Raw genomic sequence first — 24,992 nt, forward strand, 5'->3', positions numbered from 1 at the left:
GTCTTCTCCAGCTAACTTACCAGCTAACTTATAATTATATCGCAGTTGCCATATAGTTACCATTGGTGAAACCCGAGCGCTTCTCTTCGGTTTATTTAAGTTGTTTTACTTACCATTTTAACCGTCAATCATGAAAACACCAAGCCACGCAATTATCAATCTGGCAATTCTCGGTAGAACCCAGCATTCTGAGTTGAATTTGCTCATTGTTACGGGCGGAATTTTGCCGGATATTCCGATATTTTTATTTTACTTTTGGGCGAAATACATTGCTCGTTTGCCGGAAAATACAATCTGGTCAAAAGCATATTATGAGCCTTTTGTCCAGCATATTGTGGCTCTGTTTCATTCTATCCCTCTGGCGGCGATCGGCTGGGTAATTGCTTATTACTTTGGCTGGGAAAGCATCCAAATTCTGTTTTTGAGCATAATTCTGCACTCTCTAGGAGATTTGCCGGTGCATAATGATGACGCTCACAGACACTTTTTTCCGTTCAGCAATTACCGTTTTATCAGTCCGTTTTCTTATTGGGATCGAAATCACTACGGCTCAATTGTTTCTTTTATTGAAATGTTGTTAGTGCTGCTGTCAACTTTCCGAGTTTTTGGTTTTGTTCACTCTTATGTTGGCAAAGGATTGTTGATTTTGGTGAATTGTTTTTATTTAATTGGATCTGTGTCTTTTTACGTTCGTTCTTGGGTTTCTCGTTCTTAATTATGCTGCTGAAAGTTCGATCGCCAAATTAGAGAAATTGTATTTGTGGCATTAAGGGCGATCGTACCAGGCATCTCGAACAAAATGTAAACTTATGTAACAAATTCAGCTTTTTCTGCCTCAACAGCTTGACAAAAACAATTTTCCTATGGTGAGATACTAAGAATCACAACAAGTTACTGTATCGCTTGTTCGCATCTTATGAAATTTTCCAATAAATCGCCCTTCAACAGTCAAGAGCCATTCCCTATTGGGGAAACGACCTTAATACCAGAATTTGACCTAAATACCGCAAACTTACTCAATCCTCAAGCCCTTAGCAGCCCTACTCCAGAACCAGCACTCCCCCAACTTCCAGACAGTTTTAACAATAACCTCGAAGATACCCCAATCTCGTCCAAATTCATCAATTTTAGCCCCGAATTTCAGGATTTTAGTTTTACCCCCCCCCGTAAAAAAATCGCATGAACTCGATTCTCTTACTGGCGAACCTGCAAACGAAAGACAAATCGACAACTTCAGTAAAGAGCCTATTTTTGCGGAAAGACGCGCATCTCAACTCGCTCCAACTGCGGCTAATCCCAAAAAAACTCCACAGATTGAAAGTGCAGAAATCAAATTCAAAGACGCAAACAATCAACCTTTTGAGAACAATCTACCAGTTTTGTTCCTGACCGGAAGCAACTTTTTAGCAGACAACTTTGGCGACACTAAAGGTAGCAAATTTAGCGATTTAGTGGTAAAATTAATCGGAACTGTCACGGGCGATGAAGGGTTAGAAGGATTAGCTGCTACTGTCAATCCGTTGAAAATGACCTTTACAAACAGCGGCAAAGATAGCAAAGGATTTGGGGTACTGGATATTACCAATAACGACCCCGTAAGTTTTGCTGCTACTACTCGTTATGCAAATTTAGGACTGGGTTCAACTTTTGATTACTTTGATGTGAATGAGGGAGTTTCGGTAACAGTTTTACCGGATGCGAGTTATGCGTTTGTTGTGGGTCGGAATGCGGATACGAAATTTTTCGGTCAGGAAATACCCAGCATAGATGGAGACCCGCGGGCCGGGAGCAATATCGGCATTATCAAAGACCCGCTGACAAATCCGCAATTAGTAGCAGCAACTCGACCAATTCCAAATGGATTCGCTACCGACTTAGCGCTGTCAAGTGATAGCAAGTTTCTTTACGCTTCCTATCCAAAATTAAGCGGTGCTGGCGGCCAAGTTGAGGTTTTTGATGTGGAGGAATTTGTCAAAACGCTGACCAACCCCAGTTAATATGCGGACAATTACTATCAGACAGTCCCGACTTTATCGGGCAGTACATTTACGCCAGCCGGTCGCGATATTCCAAATCTACCGTCTACTGAGAACGGAACAGCCCCAGGACTTAAGTTTCCGCGAGAAGGTTGGAGGTCAGACAATCCCAATCCTAATGCTCCGCTGTTAGGAAAACCAGATTTGTCGGTTTTCTTGGGAACTAATAAAAATAACCCAGGTTACAATAACAGCCGTGCTGGGTTTACGACAGATCCTATACCGGGAGATGTACACGGACGTGTTGTGAGTTGGTACGGAGGAACATCCGACTTGCTTCCAACTAACTTTCCGTCCAATGAAAACTTAGAAGTTAATCCTGCAATAACTCTTCAAAAAGCTGAAAATAACACGGATAGTAATAAAGCTCCGGCTAGTTACCTAACAGATAAATACAAAGTAGATTACGGGATAAAAGGCTTTGAATCTTTCAATGTTGACGTACCAGAAAGATTGCGCGGTCAGTCGGCAACTGTTGAATTCAAGCTCGAAGCATCTATTCCTGTCTATCTGGATAATGTCTTTTTCCAAAGCGAGTCGCTGAGGTTTAGCAATCCAACTACAGCAAGAACTGACCTACTGACTAATAATACCTATCAAAATAACTATTTGATAGAGAAGCCACAGTACACTGTTTCCTATAATGGCAAAAAAAATACACCTAACTGGGTTAGTTGGGTTCTGGATGGCTCATGGCCAGGAAATATTAAAAGTAAAGACAGACCTGATGAGTTTGCGGTAGACCCCGACTTAAATAGTTCCTTTTACAAGGTTGCTCACAAAGACTATAAGTTTGATAGTCAAATTAACTATAATGAGGACGAGTATAAGGCATTTAAGCTTGAAAAGCCAGCTATCTTCTGGCCAGTACGGGGACACATGAGTGCTTCTAACGACCGAAATAGAAGCACAAAGGATATGTATGCTAGTTTCTTAACTACGAATATTGTTCCTCAAGATGCCAAGGGAAATGGAGGTGCTTGGAGTAGTTTGGAAGACAAACTACAGAAGCTGGCGCGTCTTAAAAATGAACAAAAACAGCCAACACCTTATAAGTTCTATATCTCTTCTGGTGTGTACGGTGCTGGTGGTGGAGAGTTAACAAAATATTCTACTCCTCCTACTGTGACAGTTTTAAATGAAAGAGGAAGAGTTGTGGAAGCTCCACTCAAGGATAATCCCAATTCTTTTAAAAATTTCAAAACAGCAGATGGTGATCGAACGATAACAGTTCCTAGTGCTCTCTGGAAAGTTGTGCTGGGATTCAAGCCAAATTCAACATCTGACAAGCCAGATTATTACTTTGCTTTTTGGATGCCGAACAATTCCTATGAAATTCAGAAGAGCCTAGATTACACGACAAAAGATGCCAAGGGAAATATTATCGTCAAAAATAATACCTTGGGTTGGGAAGAGCGTTTAATTCCCATTGGCAAGCTAGAAGAAAGACTTAATGCAGATTTAGAAAAATCTGGGGACTCATTTAGATATGACTTTCTTTCTCAGATTAAAGATCCTAACAGCAAGGACAAAATGAAAAAAATCATATCTCTTCTCCCCTAAAAACCTGGTCAAACTAACTTCCGCTTTTGCTGAGGGTAGGTAATTAGTTGATATAGCGCGTCTAAATCATTTGTATAGATATGTAGGGGCGATGCCAAGAGTGCCTGCCCTGAGAATCACGGGGTTCTTCAGGGGGGATTACCCTTACCAAGATTATACAACTCATTTAGACGTGCTATAGTAGCTACGAATTAGTCTTCACTATTCCAAATAGTACCATCTGGCATGATGGTATCTTTAAAGTGAGCATCTGTAAAAATAGCCATTTCAGATTTGTTAGCTCTAATTTCATCCAGATCCAACTCAGTACCAAAAAAGTTAGTTCTCGTCAAGTCAGCCCGATAAAAACGAACGCTATCTTTAAACTTAGCATTCCTAAAATCACTATCGGTTAAGTTAGCATCACCAAAACTTGTCTCAATCATCTTGGCTCCACTTAAGTTTGCTCTACTCAAATTCGCGTCGTAAAACTTAGTCTCCTGCAAATCGGTTTGAGTCAAATTCGCCCCTGTCAAATCCGCTCTGTCAAAGTTAGCTCGCCACAGACAAGCTCCGCTCAGGTTAGCCCCACTCAAATCCGCATTTTCAAAATGTGCGCGGGCCAAGTCAAGGTCGCTCAAATCTGAGCCACTAAAATTGATTCCTTGTCCGTACAAAACCAGATGTAGCAAGTCACTTTCCCTGAAGTTAGCTCCACTCAAGTTCACTCCACTTAAGTAGCGCTCCTTAGATTGCTGGTCGCTCAAGTACACTTGAATTAGAGAAAAGTCTCTCTCCCCTGCCTCATAGCGCCTGAGCACTTCTTCTAACCACACCTGTTTTCTACTGTTGCATATTCTGATCCATTCTGCTTCTTCTTCTTCGTTCATGACTTTATTTCTAGAATCTGTTGAGAATAAAAATGTTGATACTACTAAAATAACTCTATCTTTGAAAAATAGCAAATACTTACTTCGGGAGCAAATGTTTATCAACTCGTGGCATCACAGATTCGCAGAAGCGAACATCGACAGACAGTCAATACGATTTTCTTTCTAATATCCCCAATTCTGCTATTAAGGAAAGGCTCAAGAAAGTGCAGAAGGTTCTTCCACAATAGCTCAGATTCTGGCTAAAATAGACTTTGTTGAAATCGCAATTTCCCTCGGATTGACCGTCAAACTCACGTTTGAAGGGAAGTCTATTTAATTTAGCTATTGTTCCGCACGCTGCCATCGGGCATTAGGGTCTCCTCAAAATGGCAATCTCGAAATTCGACCCCGAATATATCATCTTTCACACCGAAGTCGGCTTCCCGGAAGTCCGTTTTAGTCAACTTGGCTTCATCAAAATCAACACTGTGTAACCTAGCTCCCTTGAAGGTTGCCTCGGTCAAATTATTGGTGATAAAACCAAGACTGCTGATGCTTGCCTTATTAAATTTAGCTCTACTGAAATCGGCACACCAAAAACTCCCCTCAGCGAACCCAGCTCCCGTCAAGTCAGCTCCGCTCAAATTAGCATGGGCAAAAACTGATTGGAAGAAACCGGTTTCGCGCAAAATAGCATTGCTCAAATCTGCTCCTTCAAAATTGCTGTGATCGAAATCAACCCTAGTCAAGTCAGCCCCCCGCAAAATCACTCCATTCATGTAGGGTCCGAGCTGTTGGATATTACTATTACGTAAAATAATACCGCTCAAATCCAATCCTTTTAATTGTCCGAGCTCCCAAGACCTGCGTTCCCGGCTGCAATTGGGACTCTCCACTATCAAGCCGCTGAAATTTCTCTCCCCAACCGCATAACGATTGATGATATCTGTAAACAGCATCTTTTCCCTTTGGAAAATAGCGGTATCTATCTGCGCTCCCTGAAAGTTGGCACGTTTAGTTTTCGCGCCAACCAAGTATGTCATGCTAAAATTTGCCGAGGTACAATTAGCATCAATCAAATAAGCATCCGTCAAATCAGCTCCCCACAAATTAGCGTGACTGAGATTAGCACCTTCCAAGTCAGCCAGTCCTAAGTCAGCATCACTGAAGTCAGCTTCTTCTAAGCAAGCATTACTTAAGTTAGCGCGACTGAGATTAGCAGTGCTCAGGTTAGAAGAAGCTAGATGCGCTCCGCTGAGATTGGTTTCTCTCAAATTAGCACCTCTCAAATCAGCGCCACTGAGCTCGATGCCACTCAAGTCCATGTTTGCTAGATTGGCATCGACCAAGCTAATTTCCGAGAAATCTCTCTCGCCATCGGCATAGCGTCTGAGCAATTCTTCAGCGTCCATAACTTTCGACCTTTATCTATTTACACTCTTAATAATACTACTTTTAAAAAAGCTATTCTACTCCCGGGATTACACTATTCCAAATAGTACCATCGGGCATGATGGTATCTTTAAAGTAAGCGTCTGTAAAAATAGCCATTTCAGATTTGTTAGCTCTAATTTCATCCAGATCCAACTCGGTGCCAAAAAAGTTAGTTCTCGTCAAGTCAGCCCGATAAAAACGAACTCTATCTTTAAACTTAGCATTCCTAAAATCACTATCGGTTAAGTTAGCATCACCAAAACTTGTCTCAATCATCTCGGCTCCACTTAAGTTGGCTCTACTCAAATTCGCGTCGTAAAACTTAGTCTCCTGCAAATCGGTCTGAGTCAAATTCGCCCCTGTCAAATCCGCTCTGTCAAAGTTAGCTCGCCACAGACAAGCTCCGCTCAGGTTAGCCCCACTCAAATCCGCATCTTCAAAATGTGCGTAGGCCAAGTCGAGGTCGCTCAAATCTGAGCCACTAAAATTGATTCCTTGTCCGTAAAAAACCAGGGATTCCAAGTCACTTTCCTTGAAGTTAGCTCCACTCAAGTTCACTCCACTTAAGTAGCGCTCCTTAGACTGCTCGTTGCTCAATTTCACTTTAATCAAAGAAAAGTCTCTCTCCCCAGCCTCATAGCGCCTCAGCACTTCTTCCAACCACAAATGTTTTCTACTGTTGTATATTCTGATATATTCTGCTTCTTTTTCTTCTTCGTTCATGACTTTATTTCTAGAATCTGTTGAGAATAAAAATGTTGATACTACTAAAATAACTCAATCTTTGAAAAACAGTAAATACTTACTTCGGGAGCAAATGTTTATCAACTCGTGGCATCACAGATTCGCAGAAGCGAACATCGACAGACAGTCTATACGATTTTCTTTATAATATCCCCAATTCTGCTATTAAGGAAAGGGGTGCATCTGTTTGTAGCGATCCGATGGGTATTAAAAATTATTTTAACTGACGCACCATACTACTAATATGTCTAAGGTGCGTCTGTTTGTAGCGATTCGATACGCATCGAAAATCATGGCAACTGACGCACCCTACTACTAATATATGTATCGAAAATCTGAGCTTGCTAACTTCGCCGAATGTTAAAACAACACCAATCTTGGCGCTTCCACAAAGTAGCGACAATCCAACCATGCTGTTCGAGAGTGTCGGCAATTGGTTTAGCTTGGTCGAGTAAAATGCCGCTGAGAACTCCCCAAGTAGTTGGTTTGCTAATTTCAGTGAATTGCGGGATTAAATCGATGATTACTTCTGCTAAAATGTTGCACATGAAACCGTCTAAAGGCTCATCGACCAGTTCTTTTAGCCGATCGATACTACCGAGTTCTGTAACCAACTGCTGAGAATTAACTCGGTTGAGTTGTCTGTTGCTAATGGTCGATCGCACTGCCAAAGGATCGGTATCCAAAGCATAAACTTTTGTGGCGCCTAATAACACCGCGCCGATCGACAAAATACCCGATCCGCAGCCAATATCGGCAATGATACACTCTTTGTCATCAAAACCGAGGCGCATTTCCAGCGACTCCAGACAAAGCTGAGTGGTGGCGTGGGCACCGGTACCGAAAGCGACACCGGGATCTAAACGTAAAATGATGCGATCGGGATTATGCGGTATTGGTAGCCAAGCGGGATAAACTAAAAAGCGATCGCCAATTTCTTGAGGCTGCCAATGCTGCTTCCAAGTGCTGCCCCAATCCTCTTCCTCAATCAAATCCCACTGCATCGCTGGTAAAGGCAAACCCGCGCACAGGGCGTCTTGGCGCAACCACAGCGACAGGGCGGCCAAATCCAACAATCCCGCCTTTTCTTCCGGGAGGTAAGCCGACATCAGACAAGAATTACTTTTCATCTCGCTGACACTTCCCTGACAGCCGAACATTTCCAAGCGCCAGAAGATGATATCTTCCAACGCCGGATCGCAAAGAACTCGAATTTCCCACCAGCTATGTGCCATAAGGATTTTTGATTGGAGATTTTAGATTGTAGATTGGGGGAGAGAGACTGAGAACTTGCGATTTTAGATTTTAGATTGGGAGCAAGGGCGGGATCATTGGTGTCAACTTAAGCCTGAAAGCCCTGAGAAATCTGGTTTTTACCTGAGTCTAGATCCCCCTAAATCCCCACCCCCCCCTAGCCCCCCCCAAGGGGGGAAGGGGGACTTTGAGAAGACTCTTGTCCCCCCCTTCTTAAGGGGGGCTAGGGGGGATCTAGGCTTAATAGTCAAACAGCAGTCTCTGACTGGGTTTGACGTTAAGTTGACACCAATGGGGCGGGATCAGTCCCCCAATTCAAAACCTAAAATCTAAAATACCTCAAAGATTTACCGTGTAAGCATCCCGAATTCCTGGAACTTTGATGATTTCAGCCAAAATCCCCTCTGGTAGAGGGTCGTCGAGACTTAGAACCATCACCGCGTCACCGCGCACGATTTTACGCCCTACCTGCATACTGGCAATATTGACATTAAAACTGCCCAACTGAGAACCAATTTTGCCAATAATTCCCGGCATATCGCGGTGCAAGGTAAATAACATATGGTGAGTCGGGGAAACGTTGACGGGGAAATCGTCCACGCTGGTAATCCGAATTTCGTTTTCGCCGAGGACAGCACCAGTGACGGTGTGTTCGCCCAGGGTTCCCTTGGCCATCAGGTGCAGAGAGCCTGTGTAGTCGCGAATGGAGGCATCTCTGGTTTCGACGACGCGAATGCCACGTTCTTTGGCTTCGATGCTGGCGTTGACGTAGTTAACGCGCTCTCGCAAGGCTTGGGAAAGTAGGCCTTTGAGGGCGGCGACGACTACGGGTTGACCTTGGTTGGTTGCCAATTCGCCTTGGAGTTGGACGTTGAGGTAATCGACTCGGCCGCCGGCTAGCTGGCTGACGAGGTTGCCTAGGGTTTCGGCCAGTTGCAGGTATGGTTTGAGTTTTTCGATCGAATCTGGGAAAATTCCTGGTATGTTAACAGCCGATCGCGCTGGTAATCCTAACAGTACATCACGGATTTGTTCGGCAACGTCGATCGCCACATTCACCTGAGCTTCGGCTGTCGATGCGCCCAAGTGGGGTGTGAGTACGATGTTTTGGCCCACACTCCGCAGAGGAGAATCAGCTTCCAGGGGCTCGTGTTCGTAAACGTCGATCGCAGCGCCGGCAATCTTCCCTTCTTTTATGGCTTCAGCGAGGGCTGCTTCGTCGATGATGCCACCTCTGGCGCAGTTAATGATGCGGGCCGTGGGCTTCATCTTCGACAGCACTTCTGCGTTGATTAGGTGCAGGGTTTCGGGGGTTTTGGGGATGTGTAGCGTGATGTAGTCAGATTCGCGCATCAGCAGTTCTAGTTCTACTAAGCGACAGCCCAACTGTTCGGCTCTTTCGGTGGAAATGAAGGGGTCGTAGGCTAGGAGTTTCATGCCCATTGCTTTGGCGGCGGCGGCTAGGTGGGAGCCGATTTTGCCCAAACCGACGATACCGAGGGTTTTTTTGTAAACTTCTACGCCGATGAAGCGGTTGCGTTCCCATTTACCACTTTTGACAGATGCGTTGGCTTCTGGGATGTGGCGGGACATGGACAGCATCATGGCGATCGCGTGTTCGGCGGCGGCGATCGTGTTACCTTCGGGAGAATTGACGACTACAATTCCTTTGCGTGTGGCGGCGGGTACATCTACGTTGTCTACGCCGACTCCGGCGCGCCCGATGATTTTGAGTAAGTTGCCGGCTTCGATGATTTCTTTGGTAACTTGGGTGCCAGAACGGATCATTAAAGCGTCGTAATCTGGAATAATTCGTACCAGTTCTGCTGCTGACAAACCTGTGTTGACATCAACTTGAGCGACTTGAGAGAGGATATCAATTCCGGCTTGGTCGATGGGATCGGATACTAAAACTTTAGGCATAGCAAGCAATTGAGTGGAATTCAGTAAAAATAGGCCCAGCGAGCTCAAAGTAAAGGCTAAGACTGGGAGCAGTATCTTACTGCTGAGCTTAATTTTGGCTTTGTGCAGTTTGAATTGTATATGTATTTGGTCTAGACAGGTCGTTTTTGCTTGAAATATTTTAGGTTTGTGGTCGATCGCACTCTCAAACCGCCTTCAAATCCCCGAACTGCTTAGCTAGCAAGTCTTTTCGGGTTATAATACATTTTAGCTATCTTAGCTGAACTATCAGGAATTGTGTTTAATGAATTATCTTATTGCCGTACTCCCCGATCGAATGCAAGCCGAAGCAGCCTATTGTGCTCTAGAAAAAGAAGGCTTACCGATGAAACAAGTCAGCATTTTGGGCCGCGGCTACAAAACTGCTGATGAATTTGGTTTGATAGACCCGAATCAGCAAGCAAAGAAGCAAGCTAAACTGATGGCTATTTGGTTGATACCTTTTGGGTTTATTGCTGGCTTTACTTTCAGTCTGATTACGGAGTTAAGGACTTTTGCTTGGGCGGGAGAAATAGGCGATCATGTCATCGGTGGGGTATTAGGTGCGATCGCTGCTGGGATGGGTAGCGTGTTTGTGGGAGGCGCGGGTGGTATGGCTTTTGGTAGCGGCGATGCTTTACCCTACCGCAACCGTTTGAATGCGGGTAAGTTTTTGATTGCGGTGAAGGGTACTGATGATTTAACTGGAAAGGCTGCTAATATTTTGCGGCAGTTTGAACCGGAAAATATGCAAGGTTATACAGAAACATAGTTAGTTGGCAGTTGTCAGTTGGCAGTTGTCAGTTGGCAGTTGGCAGTTGGCTGTTTTCATTCTACTCAATTAATCTTTGGAGACAGTTATGGAATCACAAACTATCGCCCTACATTCTCCCCTAGAATTAACTCTCGAATTAACTGATGAGCAGTTTTTTCAGTTGTGTCAAAACAACCGGGATTTAAGATTTGAACGCACGGCTAATGGAGAATTGATTATCATGTCACCTACGGGTAGCGAGACTGGCAGACGAAATTCTGGCTTAAACTTTCAACTTACAGCTTGGAATATTCAAAACAATTTAGGAGTTGTTTTCGACTCTTCTAGTGGATTCAAACTGCCCGACGGTTCAGATATTTCTCCTGATTCTGCTTGGGTGCGACGCGACAGATGGGATGCCTTAACTCCCGAACAAAAAGAGAAATTTGCACCGATTTGTCCTGATTTTGTAGTGGAATTGCGGTCGGCTAGCGATTCATTAGAAAAATTGCGGGCTAAAATGAAAGTGTACATCAAAAATGGAGCAAAGTTGGGATGGTTGCTCGATCGCAAAAATAGACAAGTTGAAATCTCCCGCCCTGATAGAGATGTGGAAATTAGATATTCCCCTGCAACTCTATCAGGTGAGGATGTATTGCCGGGTTTTGTTTTGGATTTAAGTGATATTTTGTAGGTTGATTTAATTATGGCAAATTTGCAAAGAGAAGAACTGTTAAAAGGTATTGAAAATCGCGAATCGGTGGCGCGAGTGATTGACTGCGCCGAACAAGCTATTAAAACTTGGGAAGTGACTCTGACTGATTTTCTGTCGCCTCCTGAATTAGCGGATGCTAAGGTTGTATTTAGTCGTTTGAGTGATGTGGAATTGGTGGCTTGGGGTGGGTATCCGCAGGCGGAAAGACAAAGAATTGCGATCGCGCGATCGGAAATTGCGATCGACTCTGCTCGCGTTAACATGGCTGCGGTAGAAATCGCTGGCAATTTCCTATTCGATACAGCTTCTCACCGCGACTTTTTGGGGGCGATGTTGGGCACGGGAATTGTGCGCGAGAAAACGGGTGATGTGATTGTGTTGGGCGAACGTGGGGCGCAGGCGATCGTGATGCCTGAGATGGTAGAGTATTTGGAGATGAGTTTGCAACAAGTGCGATCGGTTCCAGTAAAAACTCGTCGCATTGAGTTGAGTGAACTCAAGATTAGAGAACCAAAAAAGAAAGAAATGGTGACAGTTGAAGCATCGATGAGATTAGATGCTGTGGCTTCGGCTGGATTCGCCATGTCTCGCAGCAAAATGGTCGATTTAATTGACAGCGGCGACGTGCGAGTTAATTGGAAAGACATCACTCAAGCTAGTTATAATGTCAAGTCTGGAGATTTAATCGCTGTTAGCGGCAAGGGAAGATTGGAAATAGGAGAAGTTGCTGTTACCAAGAAGGAACGCTATCGAGTACAATTAACTCGGTATTTGTAATTTATAGGCCAGAAACCGGGTTTTTTCCGAGAGTATTGTTACACCACCCAAAAACTCCGAAAAACCCGGTTTCTTTAGCTGTGATGCGTGGCCCCAGAAACCGGGTTTTTACCAAGAATATCGATACAGTCGGTTATCTGGAAAAAAACCCGGTTTCTATGATTGTATGCGTAAGTCCTAAATCCAAATTATCTAAATATTTTCCTAATCAACACGGCGACACCCAGCATTAACAAGCCAAATACTAAGCCAAACAGCAGACTCCACAAAATTGTCGCAGCAAAGGGATGCAGCGGGAGAGAAAAATCGGGTTGCCAGCGAATCGGTGTATCCTTGATGAGAGGATAAGCTGCGGAAAAGATTTGTCCGCCGCCGATCGCAGTTCCGACAAAAAAGATGATATTCTCAAGTTGGCGATCGCGCTTTTTCTCTTTGTCTTCGTTTTGCTGGTATAATTCCATCTGTTGGCGATCGCGAATTTTCTCTTCTTCTTCCTTTTGCCTGTACAATTGTATTTGTTCGCGATCGCGCTGACGTTCTCTCTCTTCCTTTTCGCGATCGAATTCCACCTGTTCAATTCTATCTTGTTCTCTTTCAATTTCACCGAATTCAGGAAGCTTCTTTTCTAAATCGCCGACAATTTGCTGTGCTTTGCGATAGTTTTTCCGAGCTGCGCAATACACAAATATGATTTTAGCACGAGAACACAACAGATTCATCACAGAATAATTAAAAGTTGAGGTTGCCAATTGCAAAGTTTGGGGATTATCTTGCAACCATACTAGAATGTGACACCGTTTAGGCGCATCATCTTCGTCGCTGTCATACTCAAAAAATGGATGCGCGGGGTGGCGAGAAACCGGGTTTTTTCCAGAATAGTTGATTACAGTCGATGATTTGGCGAAAAACCCGGTTTCTGAGATTTTGGGTGGGGCGAGAAACCGGGTTTTTTCCAGAATAGTTGATTACAGTCGATGATTTGGCGAAAAACCCGGTTTCTGAGATTTTGGGTATGGCGAGAAACCGGGTTTTTTCGAGAATATTCATACATCGCCTAAAAACTGCGAAAAACCAGGTTTATTTGGTTTATGTCTTCCGTGAAATCTCTAAAGACTGTTGGTGAAATTCGATCGCCCTCTGGAATTTCCCTAGGGATTTGTAAGCACTGCCCAAATTGCGGAGGGAAGCAGCTTCTCGCTGGCGATCGCCTATTTCCCGATAGATAGTTAATGCCTGTTCATAAAACTGCAAAGCTTCTCGAAATTGACTGATTTTATTCTGCCGATAGCCTTGTGCAAACAGTGTATCTGCTTCCGCTTTCAGTCGAATTCCCGCTAAAAAGAAAGACAAAACATGATGTTAATTCAATCTTAGTCCGCGGAGGCGGACATTGTTTGTGTAGCCACGATTTCTAGAGACTGTTGACGAAGTATTCTCAAAAAAACCCGGTTTTTGGCCACTCACAATCACAATCTAAGAAACCGGGTTTTTACGATTTCTATCGACATTAACAAAATATCTCCAAAAAACCCGGTTTCTGGCCACTCACAATCACAATCAAAAACAAAACAACTGCCAACAGCAAAAACTGCCAACAGTTGTTTTACCTATTCAATGCGGATGGCGAGACTCGAACTCGCAAGGACATAATGCCACACGCACCTCAAGCGTGCGCGTATACCAATTCCGCCACATCCGCTCTTTTTGACTATCTCTGGGATTTTTTGCGTTACGAGTTAAAGATGCACAGGTTGAGGTTCCTGAATTTTAACTTGTGACTAGCCCCTTGAGACCACCGATTTAAAATCATAGCACCATTATCAGTAAATTGTAAAATAAATTTTTGTTAAGAATTTATGGGAAACCATTATCCAGAAGATACCGAAAGGGATTATTCTACAGAATATTGAGTGAATAAGCACCGAAGATGGGGTTCTCGAAAATTTTAATCGCTAATCGCGGAGAAATCGCCCTCCGCATACTACGCACCTGCGAGGAAATGGGGATTGCCACGGTCGCCGTTCACTCCACCGTAGACAAGCACGCCTTGCACGTCCAGTTGGCAGACGAAGCCGTTTGTATCGGCCCCCCCACCAGCAGCAAAAGCTATTTAAACATTCCCAACATCATCGCCGCAGCCCTGACGCGGAATGCCGCAGCCATTCACCCTGGCTATGGCTTTCTCGCGGAAAATGCCCGATTTGCGGAAATCTGCGCCGATCATCAAATTACGTTCATTGGTCCTAGTCCTGCTGCGATGCGGGCAATGGGCGACAAATCCACGGCTAAAGAAACTATGCAGCGGGTGAAAGTCCCCACAGTTCCCGGTAGTGAAGGATTGCTGGCGGATGAACACGAAGCTTTGTCGATCGCCCGTGAAATCGGCTATCCTGTGATGATCAAAGCCACAGCCGGCGGTGGAGGCCGTGGCATGAGGCTAGTCAGAGAACCATCGGAACTCCCCAAGCTATTTAGTGCAGCCCAAGGCGAAGCCGATGCAGCCTTCGGCAATCCGGGACTTTACCTAGAAAAATTCATCGAAAAACCCCGGCATATCGAAATCCAAATCCTCGCCGACAACTACGGTAACGTCATCCACCTCGGCGAAAGAGATTGTTCGATTCAGCGCCGACACCAAAAACTCCTGGAAGAAGCCCCCAGCCCAGCCCTCAGCCAGAAACTGCGAGATCAAATGGGTCACGCCGCCATTGCCGCGGCCAAATCCATCAACTACACGGGTGCAGGAACAGTGGAATTTTTGCTTGACAAATCGGGCAAGTTCTACTTCATGGAAATGAACACCCGGATTCAGGTAGAACATACCGTGACGGAGATGATTACAGGCCTTGACTTGATCGCGGAACAAATTCGGATCGCCCAAGGAGAAAAACTGCAAATCAAGCAAAACCAAGTAATCCTTAACGGCCATGCGATCGAGTGTCGGATCAATGCCGAAGACCCCGATCGCAATTTCCGGCCTCATCCGGGCATAATCACGGGCTTTTTGCCTCCCGGCGGCCCAGGGGTGCGCATGGACTCTCACGTTTACACTGATTATGAAATACCGGCTTACTACGATTCTTTAATTGGTAAGTTGATAGTCTGGGGGCGCGATCGACCTTCAGCCATTCGCCGGATGAAACGGGCACTGCGGGAATGTGCGATTACCGGTGTTCCCACCACCCTCAGTTTCCACCAAAAAATCCTCGACAGCCCGGAATTTCTCAGGGGCGAAGTTTACACGAACTTTGTCGAACAGTTCATGAATAATAGTCAGTAGGCAGTAGGCAATTGGCAGTAGGCAGTAGGCAGTAGGCAACTAACCGATGCCCCATGCCCAGTGCAGCGATGCCCAGTGCAGCGATGCCCCATGCCCAATTCCCCATTCCTACATCATCATCGTCAGTAGCCCCTGCTGACCGAGAATCATTTCTCGCAGCAAGCTACAGATGCCAACCCAAATAATCGGCGTAATGTCCACCCCGCCGATCGGGGGTACAATTTTTCTAGTTACGACTAAAAAAGGTTCCGTGGGCCAAGCAATCAAGCTCAATGGCAGTTTGCTGAGGTTGACCTGCGGATACCAAGTCAGAACGATGCGGAAAATGAACAGCAAAGTCATCACCACTAGGACAGAGCCCAGAATCCAACTTGTAACGGTAATACCAGTCATAGAGTTATTGTGTCGAAATTTTAAGTTTTGTTAAGTCAGGTATTCATAATTTTAACTGTTTCCCTGGTGCGATCGAAAGTATAAAATTAATAAAAATCAAATTGTTGTAACAAAGGCTTTGAATCTATGACTCCTTCACTCGCGAATTTTCTGTACAGCCTGCTGGTGGGCGTTAGTTTGGTGGTAATTCCAGCAACGATCGCCCTAATCTTCATCAGCCAAAAAGACAAAATTAAGCGCACCTAAAACATCTCTAAAGATCCAAGTCCGGCGTCAAAGTCAATTGTCGGCTGTAGCTATGGCTTGAAGTCGGGCATTTCCCCAGTTCCGAAACCTCGGCTGTAAGCAACTCAGAAGGCAAAACCTTCTAGAACTGCCAAGCTGAGGTTTTTCGCGTTAACTGACACCGCCGGAAAGTCCCTCGCTCTACCTGTAGCCCGGTGATATCAATTCCGGTTGTATCGGAATGATTTAACCGCGAAGGCGCTAAGGACGCGAAGGAAGAGAAGAGAGAGTTTAATACAGGACGATGAAGACAGGATTTTATATGAGCAGTTCAGACTCTGTATTAGTCAATATTATGTCAATTCCCAAGCTGCAAAGCGGATGAGACCCTCATCCAGCCAAGTCGGAATAGCAGATTTAAGTAAAAATGTAAACATCTAACTCGCTAATATAGAACAGAAATAGGAGATAGGGTAATGGTTAATTTAGGATTAAACTGGAGCAGCCTGCTGGGGATCATCCTAGCAGTAGCTGGCGCGGGACTTTACTTTCTACGATCTTGGCGTCCCAAGCTAGCACGAGACCACGATATTTTTTTTGCAGCAGTAGGTCTACTTTGTGGCGGTATTCTATTATTTCAAGGCTGGCGGCTAGATCCAATTCTGGCCTTCGGTCAATTCATGCTCACCGGTTCCGCCATATTTTTTGCAGCCGAAAGTATTAAGCTGCGGGGAGCAACCACCGCCCAAGCTAAAAGCCGGGCACAATATATCGATGAAGATAGACCCGTCAGCAACGCCTACGGTTATGAGGGCTACGATGCTGACATTGAGCAGCTAGAACCAGAGGAAGACTATCCCCAGCGTCCCCGGATTAGAGGTAGTCAAGATTATCGTGCTTCGCGGGAAGGCTACGACGATGAACCTCGCCGCCGTCCCGACCGTCGCAACAGCAGCATTGATATATCTAAACCCGATGGACCTGAGCGATCGTCCCGCAAACGCCCCTCTCGCCCCGAAAACCAGGCCCCAGAGCGCTCGGAGCGTTCGGAGCGTTCGGACCGATCGGAGCGTTCGGACCGATCGGACCGTTGGGACATTTCAGACAATCCCGATGAAAAACCGACTCGCAGCCGTAACAGCCGCCCGCCAACTTCCGATAACCGCAGCGATGGGACACCGAGAACCAAAAAAACCCGTCCCGCCGAAGGAGGGAAGTCTCGCCCTAGTAGCCGGGATGTGCAAGCACCACCCTCAGATTACGTCGAGTATCGACCAGTAGAACACCCGGAAGACCAACCGGATAATTCCCCCAATTTCGACAACTAGGGGAAGTGCTAAGTAGATGGGTGAAATTTAATATTTCTGGTGTCAATATCACCGGCAAAATACCAGTTACATTTGATTGATGCCCATCTACTGGCGATCGCGATCGGAGAATTACGATCCAAAAAACTGTGAATGGGGAGTGGGAAACCGCAGATCAACGCAGAGACAACACAGATCACAACCGACAGCTAAATACTCATCGATCGCCATGAATTTCAAACTTTTAAGTTTAGCAATATCGGGAATTTTAACAATGGGGGTTTCAGCCAGCGCCACCGCCGTTGTTACCACATCCCCTGTGCAGTCATCACCAGATGTTACTGAATTTAAGTCGCTGGATAGACAGGGTGCGATCGCCCAAAATATCGAAGAACAAACTAATATTCGCGTTTACGAACGAGCCAGTCCGGCGGTTGTTACCGTCGATACAGATAAATCCAACGGTAGCGGCACAATTATCAGCCCCGACGGCATGGTTTTAACCAACGCCCATGTTGTTTCCGCCGGCGGTACTGTCAATATAATTTTGTCAGATGGCAAAAAAGTCCCAGCCGATGTCATTGGATTCGGGGAAGAAGGCTTAGACTTAGCCGTAGTTAAAATGCGGGGTCAAAACAATTTACCGACAATTCCTTTAGCCCGTCCCGGTTCGGTGAAAGTGGGACAACAAGCATTTGCGATCGGCAATCCTTTCGGTCGATTTCAAGGTACTTTTACCGTCGGAATTGTCAGCCGCATCGACCAACAACGAAGCTTGATTCAAACAGACGCAGCCATCAATCCCGGCAATTCAGGAGGTCCACTGCTTAACAGTTCGGGAGAATTAATCGGAGTCAACACTTCTATTTTTACTCGCGGTCAGGGCGGAGGCAATATCGGCATCGGTTTTGCCATTTCCATAGACAAAGTGCCCGCTTTCCTGACGGCGGTAAGAGAAGGGCGAGCTCCCCGCGTTGCTCAGACACGATCGCCCTTTGGTAACAAATCACCTGCAAAACTAGCACTCAACGGGCCAGCAATCAGTGGCAAACTCACCAACCAGTCTAGCGTTCTGCCGGGAGACAACAGCTTTTTCGACCTCTACTCCTTTGAAGGAAAAGCAGGTCAGCGAATCACAATTGAAATGAAAAGTCAAGAAATTGACCCTTATTTAATCTTGCTCGGCCCCGATCGGCGGCAAATCGCTCAAGATGATGACGGCGCAGGCAGTAACAATGCCCGAATTACAGTCAGGCTACCAGCAAACGGCACTTACACCTTATTGGCAAATTCCAACCAGGCCAGGCAGTCGGGAGCTTATACACTAGAACTGAAAGCCGCAGCTTCTACCCAAGCGGCCAGGGCGATTTTGCAAGAAGAAGGTACTTTAGCCCCAGGAGCTCAGGTACTACCCTCTGACAACAGTCTGTATCGCGAGTATACTTTTGAAGGTCGATCGGGTCAGTCGGTGGATATTTCCCTCGAAAGTAAAGAGTTCGATCCCTATGTGGCTCTGTTTGGCCCTAATGGTCGATTAGTAGCAGAAAATGATGATGAGAGCGATGCGACTAAAAATGCGTCTCTAAGCGTTACTTTACCCGCTACGGGTCGCTATCGTGTCATTGTCAATGCTTACGACGCTTCGGGCCGGGGGCGTTACACTCTAACAGTCCGCTAAAAGTTGAAAATTAGTAATTGGGAATTAGTTATGAGTGGGGGGGTAGGCACGGGGGCACTACCCCTACAAAGCCCTCGTTTTTTGCAGAATGAAACCGCCCTGGGGTAGGGGAGGGTTCTTCTTCCTTCTGCCTGAATTTCCCCCCTAGGGGGGAGCAGGGGGGGGTTCTTCTTCCTTCTGCCTGAATTTCCCCCCTAGGGGGGAGCAGGGGGGGGTTCTTCTTCCTTCTGCCTGAATTTCCCCCCTTGGGGGGGCAGGGGGGGTTCTTCTTCCTTCTGCCTGAATTTCCCCCCTTGGGGGGGGCAGGGGAGGGTTCTTCTTCCTTCTGCCTGAATTTCCCCCCTAGGGGGGGGCAGGGGGGGGGTTCTTCTTCCTTCTTCCTTCTGCTTGAATTTCCCCCCTAGGGGGGGGCAGGGGGGGGTTCTTCTTCCTTCTTCCTTCTGCCTTCTTCCTTCTTCCTTCATCAAAAACTGAGGTAATTCATGCGTCAAGTTAGATTTTGGGCGATCGCGCCAATTGCTCTGCTAGCTACTGTTTCAGCCAAGCCCGTTGCTTCCTCGCCAGTTTTCGATGCGAGTGGAGTTTTAGCGCCCGGTAATTCTACCCTAATTGCCGCAGGATTTTCTCAGAATGCTCCTCATACTAACAGGGATATTAATCATGTTTTAGCTCAAGCTACTCCTAAGTCTTCGCCATCAGCCATACCAACTCCCTCAGCTTTGCCTATTCCTGCTGCCGGATCGTCTAAAGTCATTTTGGATAAACAAGGAGAACTGACTCCGGCTAAGTCTTCCGTACTGCCCTCAGACAGCAGTTTATATGATGAATATACCTTTGAAGGCACGACAGGCCAGACAGTAGTTGTGTCTTTAGAAAGTGGCGAGTTTGATACTTATTTGGCTGTCTTCAACTCCAAAGGCGAGTTGCTTGCAGAAAATGATGATGCTACTGAGCAAAACTCCAATTCGGAATTGACTGTTACTTTGTCGGCCAGTGGTAGCTACAAAGTAATTGTCAATGCTTTTGATTCACCGCCCAAAGGTAAAGGAAAGTACAGTTTGAAAGTCCGGGAAGTCATTAATAATTAATAATTTATAAATCGATGTTCTCGGATTTCAAACATCTACGGGGAAGGTGAAAATTGGATAACAATTTATTTTTCACCTTCCGTTTTTTAGTGATTTAACCCAAACCTAGCCAGGTAAAAAAATTCTCGCCTGTGAAGAATTCGAGCAACAGAATTGCCACGAATCCTACCATGGCAAATCGTCCGTTGATTTGTTCCGCGTAGGCGTTCCAGCCAAAGGCAGGTTCTGCTTTTTCGGCTGACTCTGGGCTTGGTGGTGTTGGGGAAGCAGGAGTTTTAGATTTCATTGAAAAGTGGTGAGTGTTGAGTGTTGATTTAAAATTTTATAGCAAAATAGCACTTATTAGTAAAATCAGCTATCCTTTCGACTAACAATCCTAAATTGGCGATCGAGCTTATCAGATTTTGCTTCGCACAACATTTGGAATTCATACCATCGCAAGCTGGTTAATTGCTCTAGCAAGCTTGCGATTATTGACCATTCCTGACACATTGAAATCTTCCAAAACAATCACTTGGTTTTCGTTAACTATTTTAGTTGACAGTTTGTGCAGGAAGTCTGTGCGGATGTCTGCTATCTCGTTGTGCAATTTGGCAATCTGAAGGTGGCTTGCATTTCTTCTCTTAGAGTCTTTTTGTTGACGGGCTAGCTTTTTTTCAAGTCGGTGAATCTTCCTGTCTAACTTTTTAGCAATCAACATTTCTACCTGGTGGTATCGGGTTTTTTGTGTGTTTTTATGCCGTTCCGGGAAAACAATCCCTGTTTTTGGGCTCAACATAATCGGCGCTTATATTTAACTCAAATTGAGGCAGGAAAAACTCATGTTTACCTCGGCTTGAATATATCGATCGCTCTTGTTATTGATTTGCGATCGATTATTCAGCAAGCCCTGCTTAGTCTAAACTCCAGTCAATAGTCACTGATCAACCATCAACAATACCCATCCCCCTTCGCAATTCTTATTTTTTCCCTTAGTTTTTCCGCAATATTCCACAGCGTTTCCACAGGCAAGTTGCAGGTTTTCCACAGATTTGACAAAGTTTTCCACAGAAATCAACGGCGCTGTCGGATCTTGCTGCGGTATTGGGGATTTTGTTAACTTGCTCCCCCAGCCTTCGGTTTTTCTAAAGAATATAAAAATATGTAACAAAAAATGTACTCAAAGGCTGATTCTTTCGTAAATCTTTTTTTTATCTAAAGGACTTTGTAATATTTCGCCACATTGACAAACCTACCCCCTCATAGCGCACAATGATGCGACCTACCTAAAAAAAATACTCTGGTTTCGGCAGTGTCTAGACCTGTATCCGGCCGAAAGGTGGGTTCTATTTTCAATTTATTAGCGAGACTAAAAAAAATGATGAACCCAACAGTCAGTATTTTTGCCGAAATTCCCGAAACGCTGCATGATTCCCTCAAAACCTACTTGGAAACTCATCCTGAATGGGATCTAGACCGAGTTTTCTGTGCTTCCTTGTCGCTGTTTTTGTTGCAGAATGCCGACAGTGGCACCCCGGAGGCTTCCCGTAGCTATCGCCAAGCGGCAAGAGTTTATCTGGAGACGCTGTTTCAGTCCCCTCAAGACTTGCACAGCAATAATGTATAGCACGCTTAACATCTCTGATTTGGCGTGGCACTTATAGGGCGGGGTTGAAACTTAAACTTCCCTAAGCGTCTTCATCGATTACGCTAAAATGGTTCTCTGAGTAAGTTGACGATTTTCTGAGGTTGACTAACGGAGTATGTCGTCCCACAAGCTGAAGGAAGCGCTTATAGAGGAGTTGCAAAAGTGAACTGTAATGGGATATTGTGATTTATTCCGATGTACTCCAACTACGGGTTACTCAACAATTAGTAGTTACCAATTAGCATTTACCAATGACGAACCGAGTAGACACCTTGATTGTGGGTGCTGGTATTACCGGCTTGAGTCTGGCCCACGCGCTGCACAAGGAAGCAAAGACTGGAGATCCGCTGAAGATTTTAGTTGCTGAGAGTCAGGGACGTGTGGGCGGGAATATCACAACTTCTACAGGGCATGGGTTTCTGTGGGAGGAGGGCCCGAATAGTTTTTCGCCGACGCCGGAATTGATGAAGTTGGCTGTGGATGTGGGGCTGAAGCAGGAGTTGATTTTTGCCGATCGCCAATTGCCTCGGTTTGTATATTGGCAAAATAAGCTGCAACCTGTGCCGATGACTCCTGGGGCGATTATTCAGTCTGGGTTGCTGAGTTTTCCGGGGAAACTGCGGGCTCTGTTCGGGGCTTTGGGGTTTGTGGCTCCGGCAATGGGTGCTACACTTTCGCAGCAGGGTGAGGAGGAAACTGTTTCTCAGTTTTTCCGGCGACATCTGGGTACGGAAGTGATGCAGCGATTGGTGGAGCCCTTTGTGTCTGGGGTTTATGCCGGCGATCCTCAACAACTTAGCGCGGCGGCTGCTTTTGGCCGGGTGACAAAGATGGCTGATGCTGGTGGCGGGCTGGTGGCCGGGGCGCTGCTTTCTGCCAGGAAACGGCCGAAAAAAATGCCTCCAGACCCGAATATTCCTCAGACTAAGCCGGGGGAGCTGGGTTCGTTTAAAGGGGGGCTGAAGGCTCTGCCAGAGGCGATCGCTGCTTCCTTGGGCGATCGCCTGAAACTGAATTGGCATCTGACAGGTTTGCAGCGTACTGAACATAAAACTTATATTGCCCAATTCTCTACCCCCGACGGGCCGCAACAAGTTGAGACTCGGACTGTGGTGCTGACAACGCCTGCTTATGTGGCCGCGGATTTGCTGCAATCTCTGCAACCGGAAGTTAGTAGCATTTTACAAGCTTTTACTTACCCTACTGTTGCCTGTGTTGTGTTAGCATATCCGGTGTCGGATGTCAAGGGTAAACTGGTGGGATTTGGAAATTTAATTCCGAGGGGGCAGGGAATTCGCACTCTGGGAACGATTTGGACTTCCAGTTTATTTGCCTCGCGCGCGCCGGCGGGTTGGCAAACTCTGACGAGTTACATCGGTGGGGCTACGGATTCGGGTATTGGCAATCTTGACCCCGAAGAAATTGTGGCCGAGGTGCATCGAGATTTGTCTCGCATCTTGCTCAAACCGAATGTGCCACAGCCGAAGGTGTTGGCGGTGAAGCTCTGGAAACAGGCGATTCCTCAGTATAATTTGGGGCATCTCGATCGCCTCCAACAGATCGATCGAGGCTTAAAATCTTTGCCAGGGATGTATTTGTGTAGTAATTACGTTGGCGGGGTGGCTTTGGGAGATTGTGTGCGGCTGGGTTTGGAAAGGGCGATCGAAGTTAGCAAATATTTACAAGAAACCAGCTAAGGGATTTTTGGTGAAGAAACAGACCCCACGGAGGAGGGAGCATCCCGATTTTGTATGGGGTATAGCATGACCGCAGTAAATCTATGGTTATAACTAATAAATTGTCTGCGGTCATGCTAGAGCATCCTACGAATATATTTACAAAACACAGATGCACCCACGGAGGAATTCGAGGGTAGCGAGCAGCAAGCAAAATAACTCAACATTTGTGGTAAAACCTTTACAAATCTCTTGAGAGAATGATTTTAGTAGAGAGACACATCATTAAACAATCCCATCAGCATTGGCAGTCCATAGATCGACTATCTTTCTTATCTAAGAATCTCTACAATGCAGCTAATTACATCTGTCGTCAATACTTCTTTGCTAGTAGTAAGAAATATAGTCTCACCGACTTATATCATTGGTATCTTAGTAATTGGTAAGAATGAGAACTGGAAACAGAATCTGAATATAGGTAAAAGAAATAATCAGTCATTCACGCAGATTCCCCATGCAAGATTAATTGACCAAATCGCATATAAATGTCAATTAGCAGGAATCAAAGTCGTAGTCACGCTCAGAATCTTATACCTCAAAGACGAGTGCTTTAGATTTAGAAACACCCCGCAAACACAATACCTACCTGGGTAAACGTGTCAAGAGAGGCTTGTTTCGATCTCAGTCAGGAGTCAAACTCAATGCTGACGTTAATGGTTCCTTACAAATCACTAGAAAAGTATTCCCTAATGCCTATACAGTAGAAGGGATAGCGAGTGCAGCCGTTGCACCTTTAAAGGTAACACCTTTATTAAGTGTTAAACTGAGCAAATGAAGATTTGTTCAGTTTAACACGAACGGTCTTGACACTTTCTAGCTGCTTGTCTCAACAAATTTGTAGCCCACGCCCCGCACGGTTTGAATCATGGAATTTTGATTACTATCGGGTTCGATTTTGCGACGAATTTGACCGATATGGACATCGACTACGCGATCGGCTCCTACATACTCATAGTCCCAGACTTCTTGTAGCAATTCCGCACGCCTCCACACGCGACCTGGTTTGCTGGCCAAACAGTACAACAAATCGAATTCCAGTGCAGTCAAAGCAACTATCTGGCCACCGAGAGTCACCACCCGACTTAAGGGATCTATAGCCAGCTTTCCGAAGACACGGCTTTCAGGTTCCTCTGAATTTTTTTGCTGGCGCAACCGCCTCAAAAGAGCTGCTACGCGAATTTTAATCTCTACAAGACTAAAAGGTTTAGTAATGTAGTCGTCAGCACCGCAGTCAAAGGCTATCACCTTGTCATGTTCATCGGTGCGGCTAGTTAGCATGACTACAAAAACGCCCGTCTCCTTTTGCATTTGTTTACACAAACTGTAGCCGGTGGTATCTGGTAAATTTACATCCAAAATCACTAATTTAGGATTAAATTGCTTGAATAATTCCATACCAGTGTGACCGTCCTCGCCAGACTCAACTTGATAACCTTGCTGACTTAAAAAACGGTGAATTAAATTTCGGATTGCCGGGTCGTCATCAACCACAAGGATTTTTTCTGGGGTCATGACCACAATTTTGTTTGAATAATTAGGGCAGAATGTTTAACCATAATAATAGAAAACTGGATACATATCTGGGAAAA

25 protein-coding genes and 1 tRNA gene are annotated in these 24,992 nt (G+C 45.5%); 14 read left to right on the forward strand and 12 right to left on the reverse strand.

The features are described from left to right. The first annotated feature begins 130 nt into the window (after nt 1-130). From AAFP11_RS19105 to AAFP11_RS19115, 3 genes are all read left to right on the forward strand, one after another. On the forward strand, nt 131-715 hold the full coding sequence (locus AAFP11_RS19105) for a hypothetical protein (protein WP_341738486.1): 585 nt from the start codon (nt 131-133) through the stop codon (nt 713-715). 664 nt (nt 716-1,379) lie between these two features. After that, nucleotides 1,380-1,997: a hypothetical protein gene (locus tag AAFP11_RS19110; protein WP_341738487.1), complete on the forward strand. Its 618-nt coding sequence runs from the start codon at nt 1,380-1,382 to the stop codon at nt 1,995-1,997. A 183-nt stretch (nt 1,998-2,180) separates the two neighbouring features. Further along, nucleotides 2,181-3,599, forward strand: coding sequence for a DNA/RNA non-specific endonuclease (locus AAFP11_RS19115; protein ID WP_341738488.1), 1,419 nt, complete (start codon nt 2,181-2,183; stop codon nt 3,597-3,599). A gap of 191 nt (nt 3,600-3,790) precedes the next feature. Here AAFP11_RS19115 and AAFP11_RS19120 read toward each other — a convergent pair whose 3' ends face one another. From AAFP11_RS19120 to serA, 5 genes are all read right to left on the reverse strand, one after another. Continuing rightward, nucleotides 3,791-4,468 (reverse strand): pentapeptide repeat-containing protein, encoded by a 678-nt coding sequence (locus tag AAFP11_RS19120; RefSeq protein ID WP_341738489.1) that lies wholly within the window; start codon nt 4,466-4,468, stop codon nt 3,791-3,793. Nucleotides 4,469-4,788: 320 nt separating this feature from the next. After that, nucleotides 4,789-5,862 carry a pentapeptide repeat-containing protein gene (locus AAFP11_RS19125; protein ID WP_341738490.1) on the reverse strand — a complete coding sequence of 358 codons (1,074 nt, stop codon included), beginning with the start codon at nt 5,860-5,862 and terminating at the stop codon, nt 4,789-4,791. Nucleotides 5,863-5,914: 52 nt separating this feature from the next. After that, nucleotides 5,915-6,607 carry a pentapeptide repeat-containing protein gene (locus tag AAFP11_RS19130; RefSeq protein WP_341738491.1) on the reverse strand — a complete coding sequence of 231 codons (693 nt, stop codon included), beginning with the start codon at nt 6,605-6,607 and terminating at the stop codon, nt 5,915-5,917. 365 nt (nt 6,608-6,972) lie between these two features. After that, nucleotides 6,973-7,863: a 50S ribosomal protein L11 methyltransferase gene (prmA, locus tag AAFP11_RS19135; RefSeq protein WP_341738492.1), complete on the reverse strand. Its 891-nt coding sequence runs from the start codon at nt 7,861-7,863 to the stop codon at nt 6,973-6,975. A 358-nt stretch (nt 7,864-8,221) separates the two neighbouring features. Continuing rightward, the gene (serA, locus tag AAFP11_RS19140; RefSeq protein ID WP_341738493.1) at nt 8,222-9,805 is read right to left on the reverse strand and encodes a phosphoglycerate dehydrogenase; all 1,584 of its coding nucleotides are present in this window, start codon (nt 9,803-9,805) and stop codon (nt 8,222-8,224) included. A 283-nt stretch (nt 9,806-10,088) separates the two neighbouring features. Between serA and AAFP11_RS19145 the strand changes: the two genes are divergently transcribed. The 3 genes from AAFP11_RS19145 to AAFP11_RS19155 all read left to right on the forward strand — a co-directional run bounded on the left by AAFP11_RS19145 (nt 10,089) and on the right by AAFP11_RS19155 (nt 12,069). Continuing rightward, entirely contained in the window at nt 10,089-10,595 is a 507-nt protein-coding gene (locus AAFP11_RS19145) for a hypothetical protein (protein WP_341738494.1), read from the forward strand. A gap of 88 nt (nt 10,596-10,683) precedes the next feature. After that, nucleotides 10,684-11,271, forward strand: coding sequence for a Uma2 family endonuclease (locus tag AAFP11_RS19150; protein WP_341738495.1), 588 nt, complete (start codon nt 10,684-10,686; stop codon nt 11,269-11,271). A gap of 12 nt (nt 11,272-11,283) precedes the next feature. Then, nucleotides 11,284-12,069: a photosystem II S4 domain protein gene (locus tag AAFP11_RS19155; protein ID WP_341738496.1), complete on the forward strand. Its 786-nt coding sequence runs from the start codon at nt 11,284-11,286 to the stop codon at nt 12,067-12,069. A 188-nt stretch (nt 12,070-12,257) separates the two neighbouring features. Here AAFP11_RS19155 and AAFP11_RS19160 read toward each other — a convergent pair whose 3' ends face one another. The 3 genes from AAFP11_RS19160 to AAFP11_RS19170 all read right to left on the reverse strand — a co-directional run bounded on the left by AAFP11_RS19160 (nt 12,258) and on the right by AAFP11_RS19170 (nt 13,768). Beyond that, nucleotides 12,258-12,752 (reverse strand): hypothetical protein, encoded by a 495-nt coding sequence (locus tag AAFP11_RS19160; RefSeq protein WP_341738497.1) that lies wholly within the window; start codon nt 12,750-12,752, stop codon nt 12,258-12,260. A gap of 403 nt (nt 12,753-13,155) precedes the next feature. Then, complete coding sequence (locus tag AAFP11_RS19165; RefSeq protein ID WP_341738498.1) at nt 13,156-13,419, reverse strand: tetratricopeptide repeat protein; 264 nt, start codon at nt 13,417-13,419, stop codon at nt 13,156-13,158. A gap of 265 nt (nt 13,420-13,684) precedes the next feature. After that, nucleotides 13,685-13,768, reverse strand: a tRNA-Leu gene (locus AAFP11_RS19170). A gap of 228 nt (nt 13,769-13,996) precedes the next feature. On the opposite strand from AAFP11_RS19170, the gene accC reads away from it, so the two are divergent. Then, the gene (accC, locus tag AAFP11_RS19175) at nt 13,997-15,349 is read left to right on the forward strand and encodes an acetyl-CoA carboxylase biotin carboxylase subunit (protein ID WP_341738499.1); all 1,353 of its coding nucleotides are present in this window, start codon (nt 13,997-13,999) and stop codon (nt 15,347-15,349) included. Nucleotides 15,350-15,457: 108 nt separating this feature from the next. Here the strand turns inward: accC and AAFP11_RS19180 are convergent, their stop codons facing one another. Beyond that, nucleotides 15,458-15,742 (reverse strand): YggT family protein, encoded by a 285-nt coding sequence (locus tag AAFP11_RS19180; RefSeq protein WP_341738500.1) that lies wholly within the window; start codon nt 15,740-15,742, stop codon nt 15,458-15,460. 126 nt (nt 15,743-15,868) lie between these two features. Here AAFP11_RS19180 and AAFP11_RS19185 point away from each other — a divergent pair, with 126 nt between their 5' ends. From AAFP11_RS19185 to AAFP11_RS19200, 4 genes are all read left to right on the forward strand, one after another. Continuing rightward, complete coding sequence (locus AAFP11_RS19185) at nt 15,869-15,988, forward strand: photosystem II reaction center X protein (protein WP_293148964.1); 120 nt, start codon at nt 15,869-15,871, stop codon at nt 15,986-15,988. A gap of 455 nt (nt 15,989-16,443) precedes the next feature. Next, nucleotides 16,444-17,295: a Ycf66 family protein gene (locus AAFP11_RS19190; RefSeq protein WP_341738501.1), complete on the forward strand. Its 852-nt coding sequence runs from the start codon at nt 16,444-16,446 to the stop codon at nt 17,293-17,295. Between the two features lie 208 nt (nt 17,296-17,503). After that, nucleotides 17,504-18,952, forward strand: a complete 1,449-nt coding sequence (locus AAFP11_RS19195) for a trypsin-like peptidase domain-containing protein (RefSeq protein ID WP_341738502.1) — start codon at nt 17,504-17,506, stop codon at nt 18,950-18,952. A gap of 482 nt (nt 18,953-19,434) precedes the next feature. Beyond that, nucleotides 19,435-20,040 carry a DVUA0089 family protein gene (locus tag AAFP11_RS19200; protein WP_341738503.1) on the forward strand — a complete coding sequence of 202 codons (606 nt, stop codon included), beginning with the start codon at nt 19,435-19,437 and terminating at the stop codon, nt 20,038-20,040. A gap of 94 nt (nt 20,041-20,134) precedes the next feature. Here the strand turns inward: AAFP11_RS19200 and AAFP11_RS19205 are convergent, their stop codons facing one another. Together AAFP11_RS19205 and AAFP11_RS19210 are read right to left on the reverse strand one after the other, a co-directional pair. Next, nucleotides 20,135-20,326 carry a chlorophyll a/b-binding protein gene (locus AAFP11_RS19205; RefSeq protein ID WP_341738504.1) on the reverse strand — a complete coding sequence of 64 codons (192 nt, stop codon included), beginning with the start codon at nt 20,324-20,326 and terminating at the stop codon, nt 20,135-20,137. Nucleotides 20,327-20,467: 141 nt separating this feature from the next. After that, complete coding sequence (locus tag AAFP11_RS19210) at nt 20,468-20,818, reverse strand: transposase (RefSeq protein ID WP_341738505.1); 351 nt, start codon at nt 20,816-20,818, stop codon at nt 20,468-20,470. A gap of 582 nt (nt 20,819-21,400) precedes the next feature. Between AAFP11_RS19210 and AAFP11_RS19215 the strand changes: the two genes are divergently transcribed. The 3 genes from AAFP11_RS19215 (at nt 21,401) to AAFP11_RS19225 (ending at nt 23,997) form a co-directional block, all read left to right on the forward strand. Then, nucleotides 21,401-21,646 carry a DUF2811 domain-containing protein gene (locus AAFP11_RS19215; RefSeq protein WP_340517738.1) on the forward strand — a complete coding sequence of 82 codons (246 nt, stop codon included), beginning with the start codon at nt 21,401-21,403 and terminating at the stop codon, nt 21,644-21,646. 272 nt (nt 21,647-21,918) lie between these two features. After that, the gene (hemG, locus tag AAFP11_RS19220) at nt 21,919-23,364 is read left to right on the forward strand and encodes a protoporphyrinogen oxidase (RefSeq protein ID WP_341738506.1); all 1,446 of its coding nucleotides are present in this window, start codon (nt 21,919-21,921) and stop codon (nt 23,362-23,364) included. A gap of 330 nt (nt 23,365-23,694) precedes the next feature. Next, nucleotides 23,695-23,997 carry an IS200/IS605 family accessory protein TnpB-related protein gene (locus AAFP11_RS19225; RefSeq protein ID WP_340517677.1) on the forward strand — a complete coding sequence of 101 codons (303 nt, stop codon included), beginning with the start codon at nt 23,695-23,697 and terminating at the stop codon, nt 23,995-23,997. A gap of 219 nt (nt 23,998-24,216) precedes the next feature. Here the strand turns inward: AAFP11_RS19225 and AAFP11_RS19230 are convergent, their stop codons facing one another. Continuing rightward, nucleotides 24,217-24,915 carry a response regulator transcription factor gene (locus AAFP11_RS19230; protein WP_340517675.1) on the reverse strand — a complete coding sequence of 233 codons (699 nt, stop codon included), beginning with the start codon at nt 24,913-24,915 and terminating at the stop codon, nt 24,217-24,219. Between the last annotated feature and the right edge of the window lie 77 nt (nt 24,916-24,992).

The sequence above is a fragment of the Microcoleus sp. CAWBG640 genome (assembly GCF_020883015.1).
Lineage (GTDB): Bacteria > Cyanobacteriota > Cyanobacteriia > Cyanobacteriales > Microcoleaceae > Microcoleus > Microcoleus anatoxicus.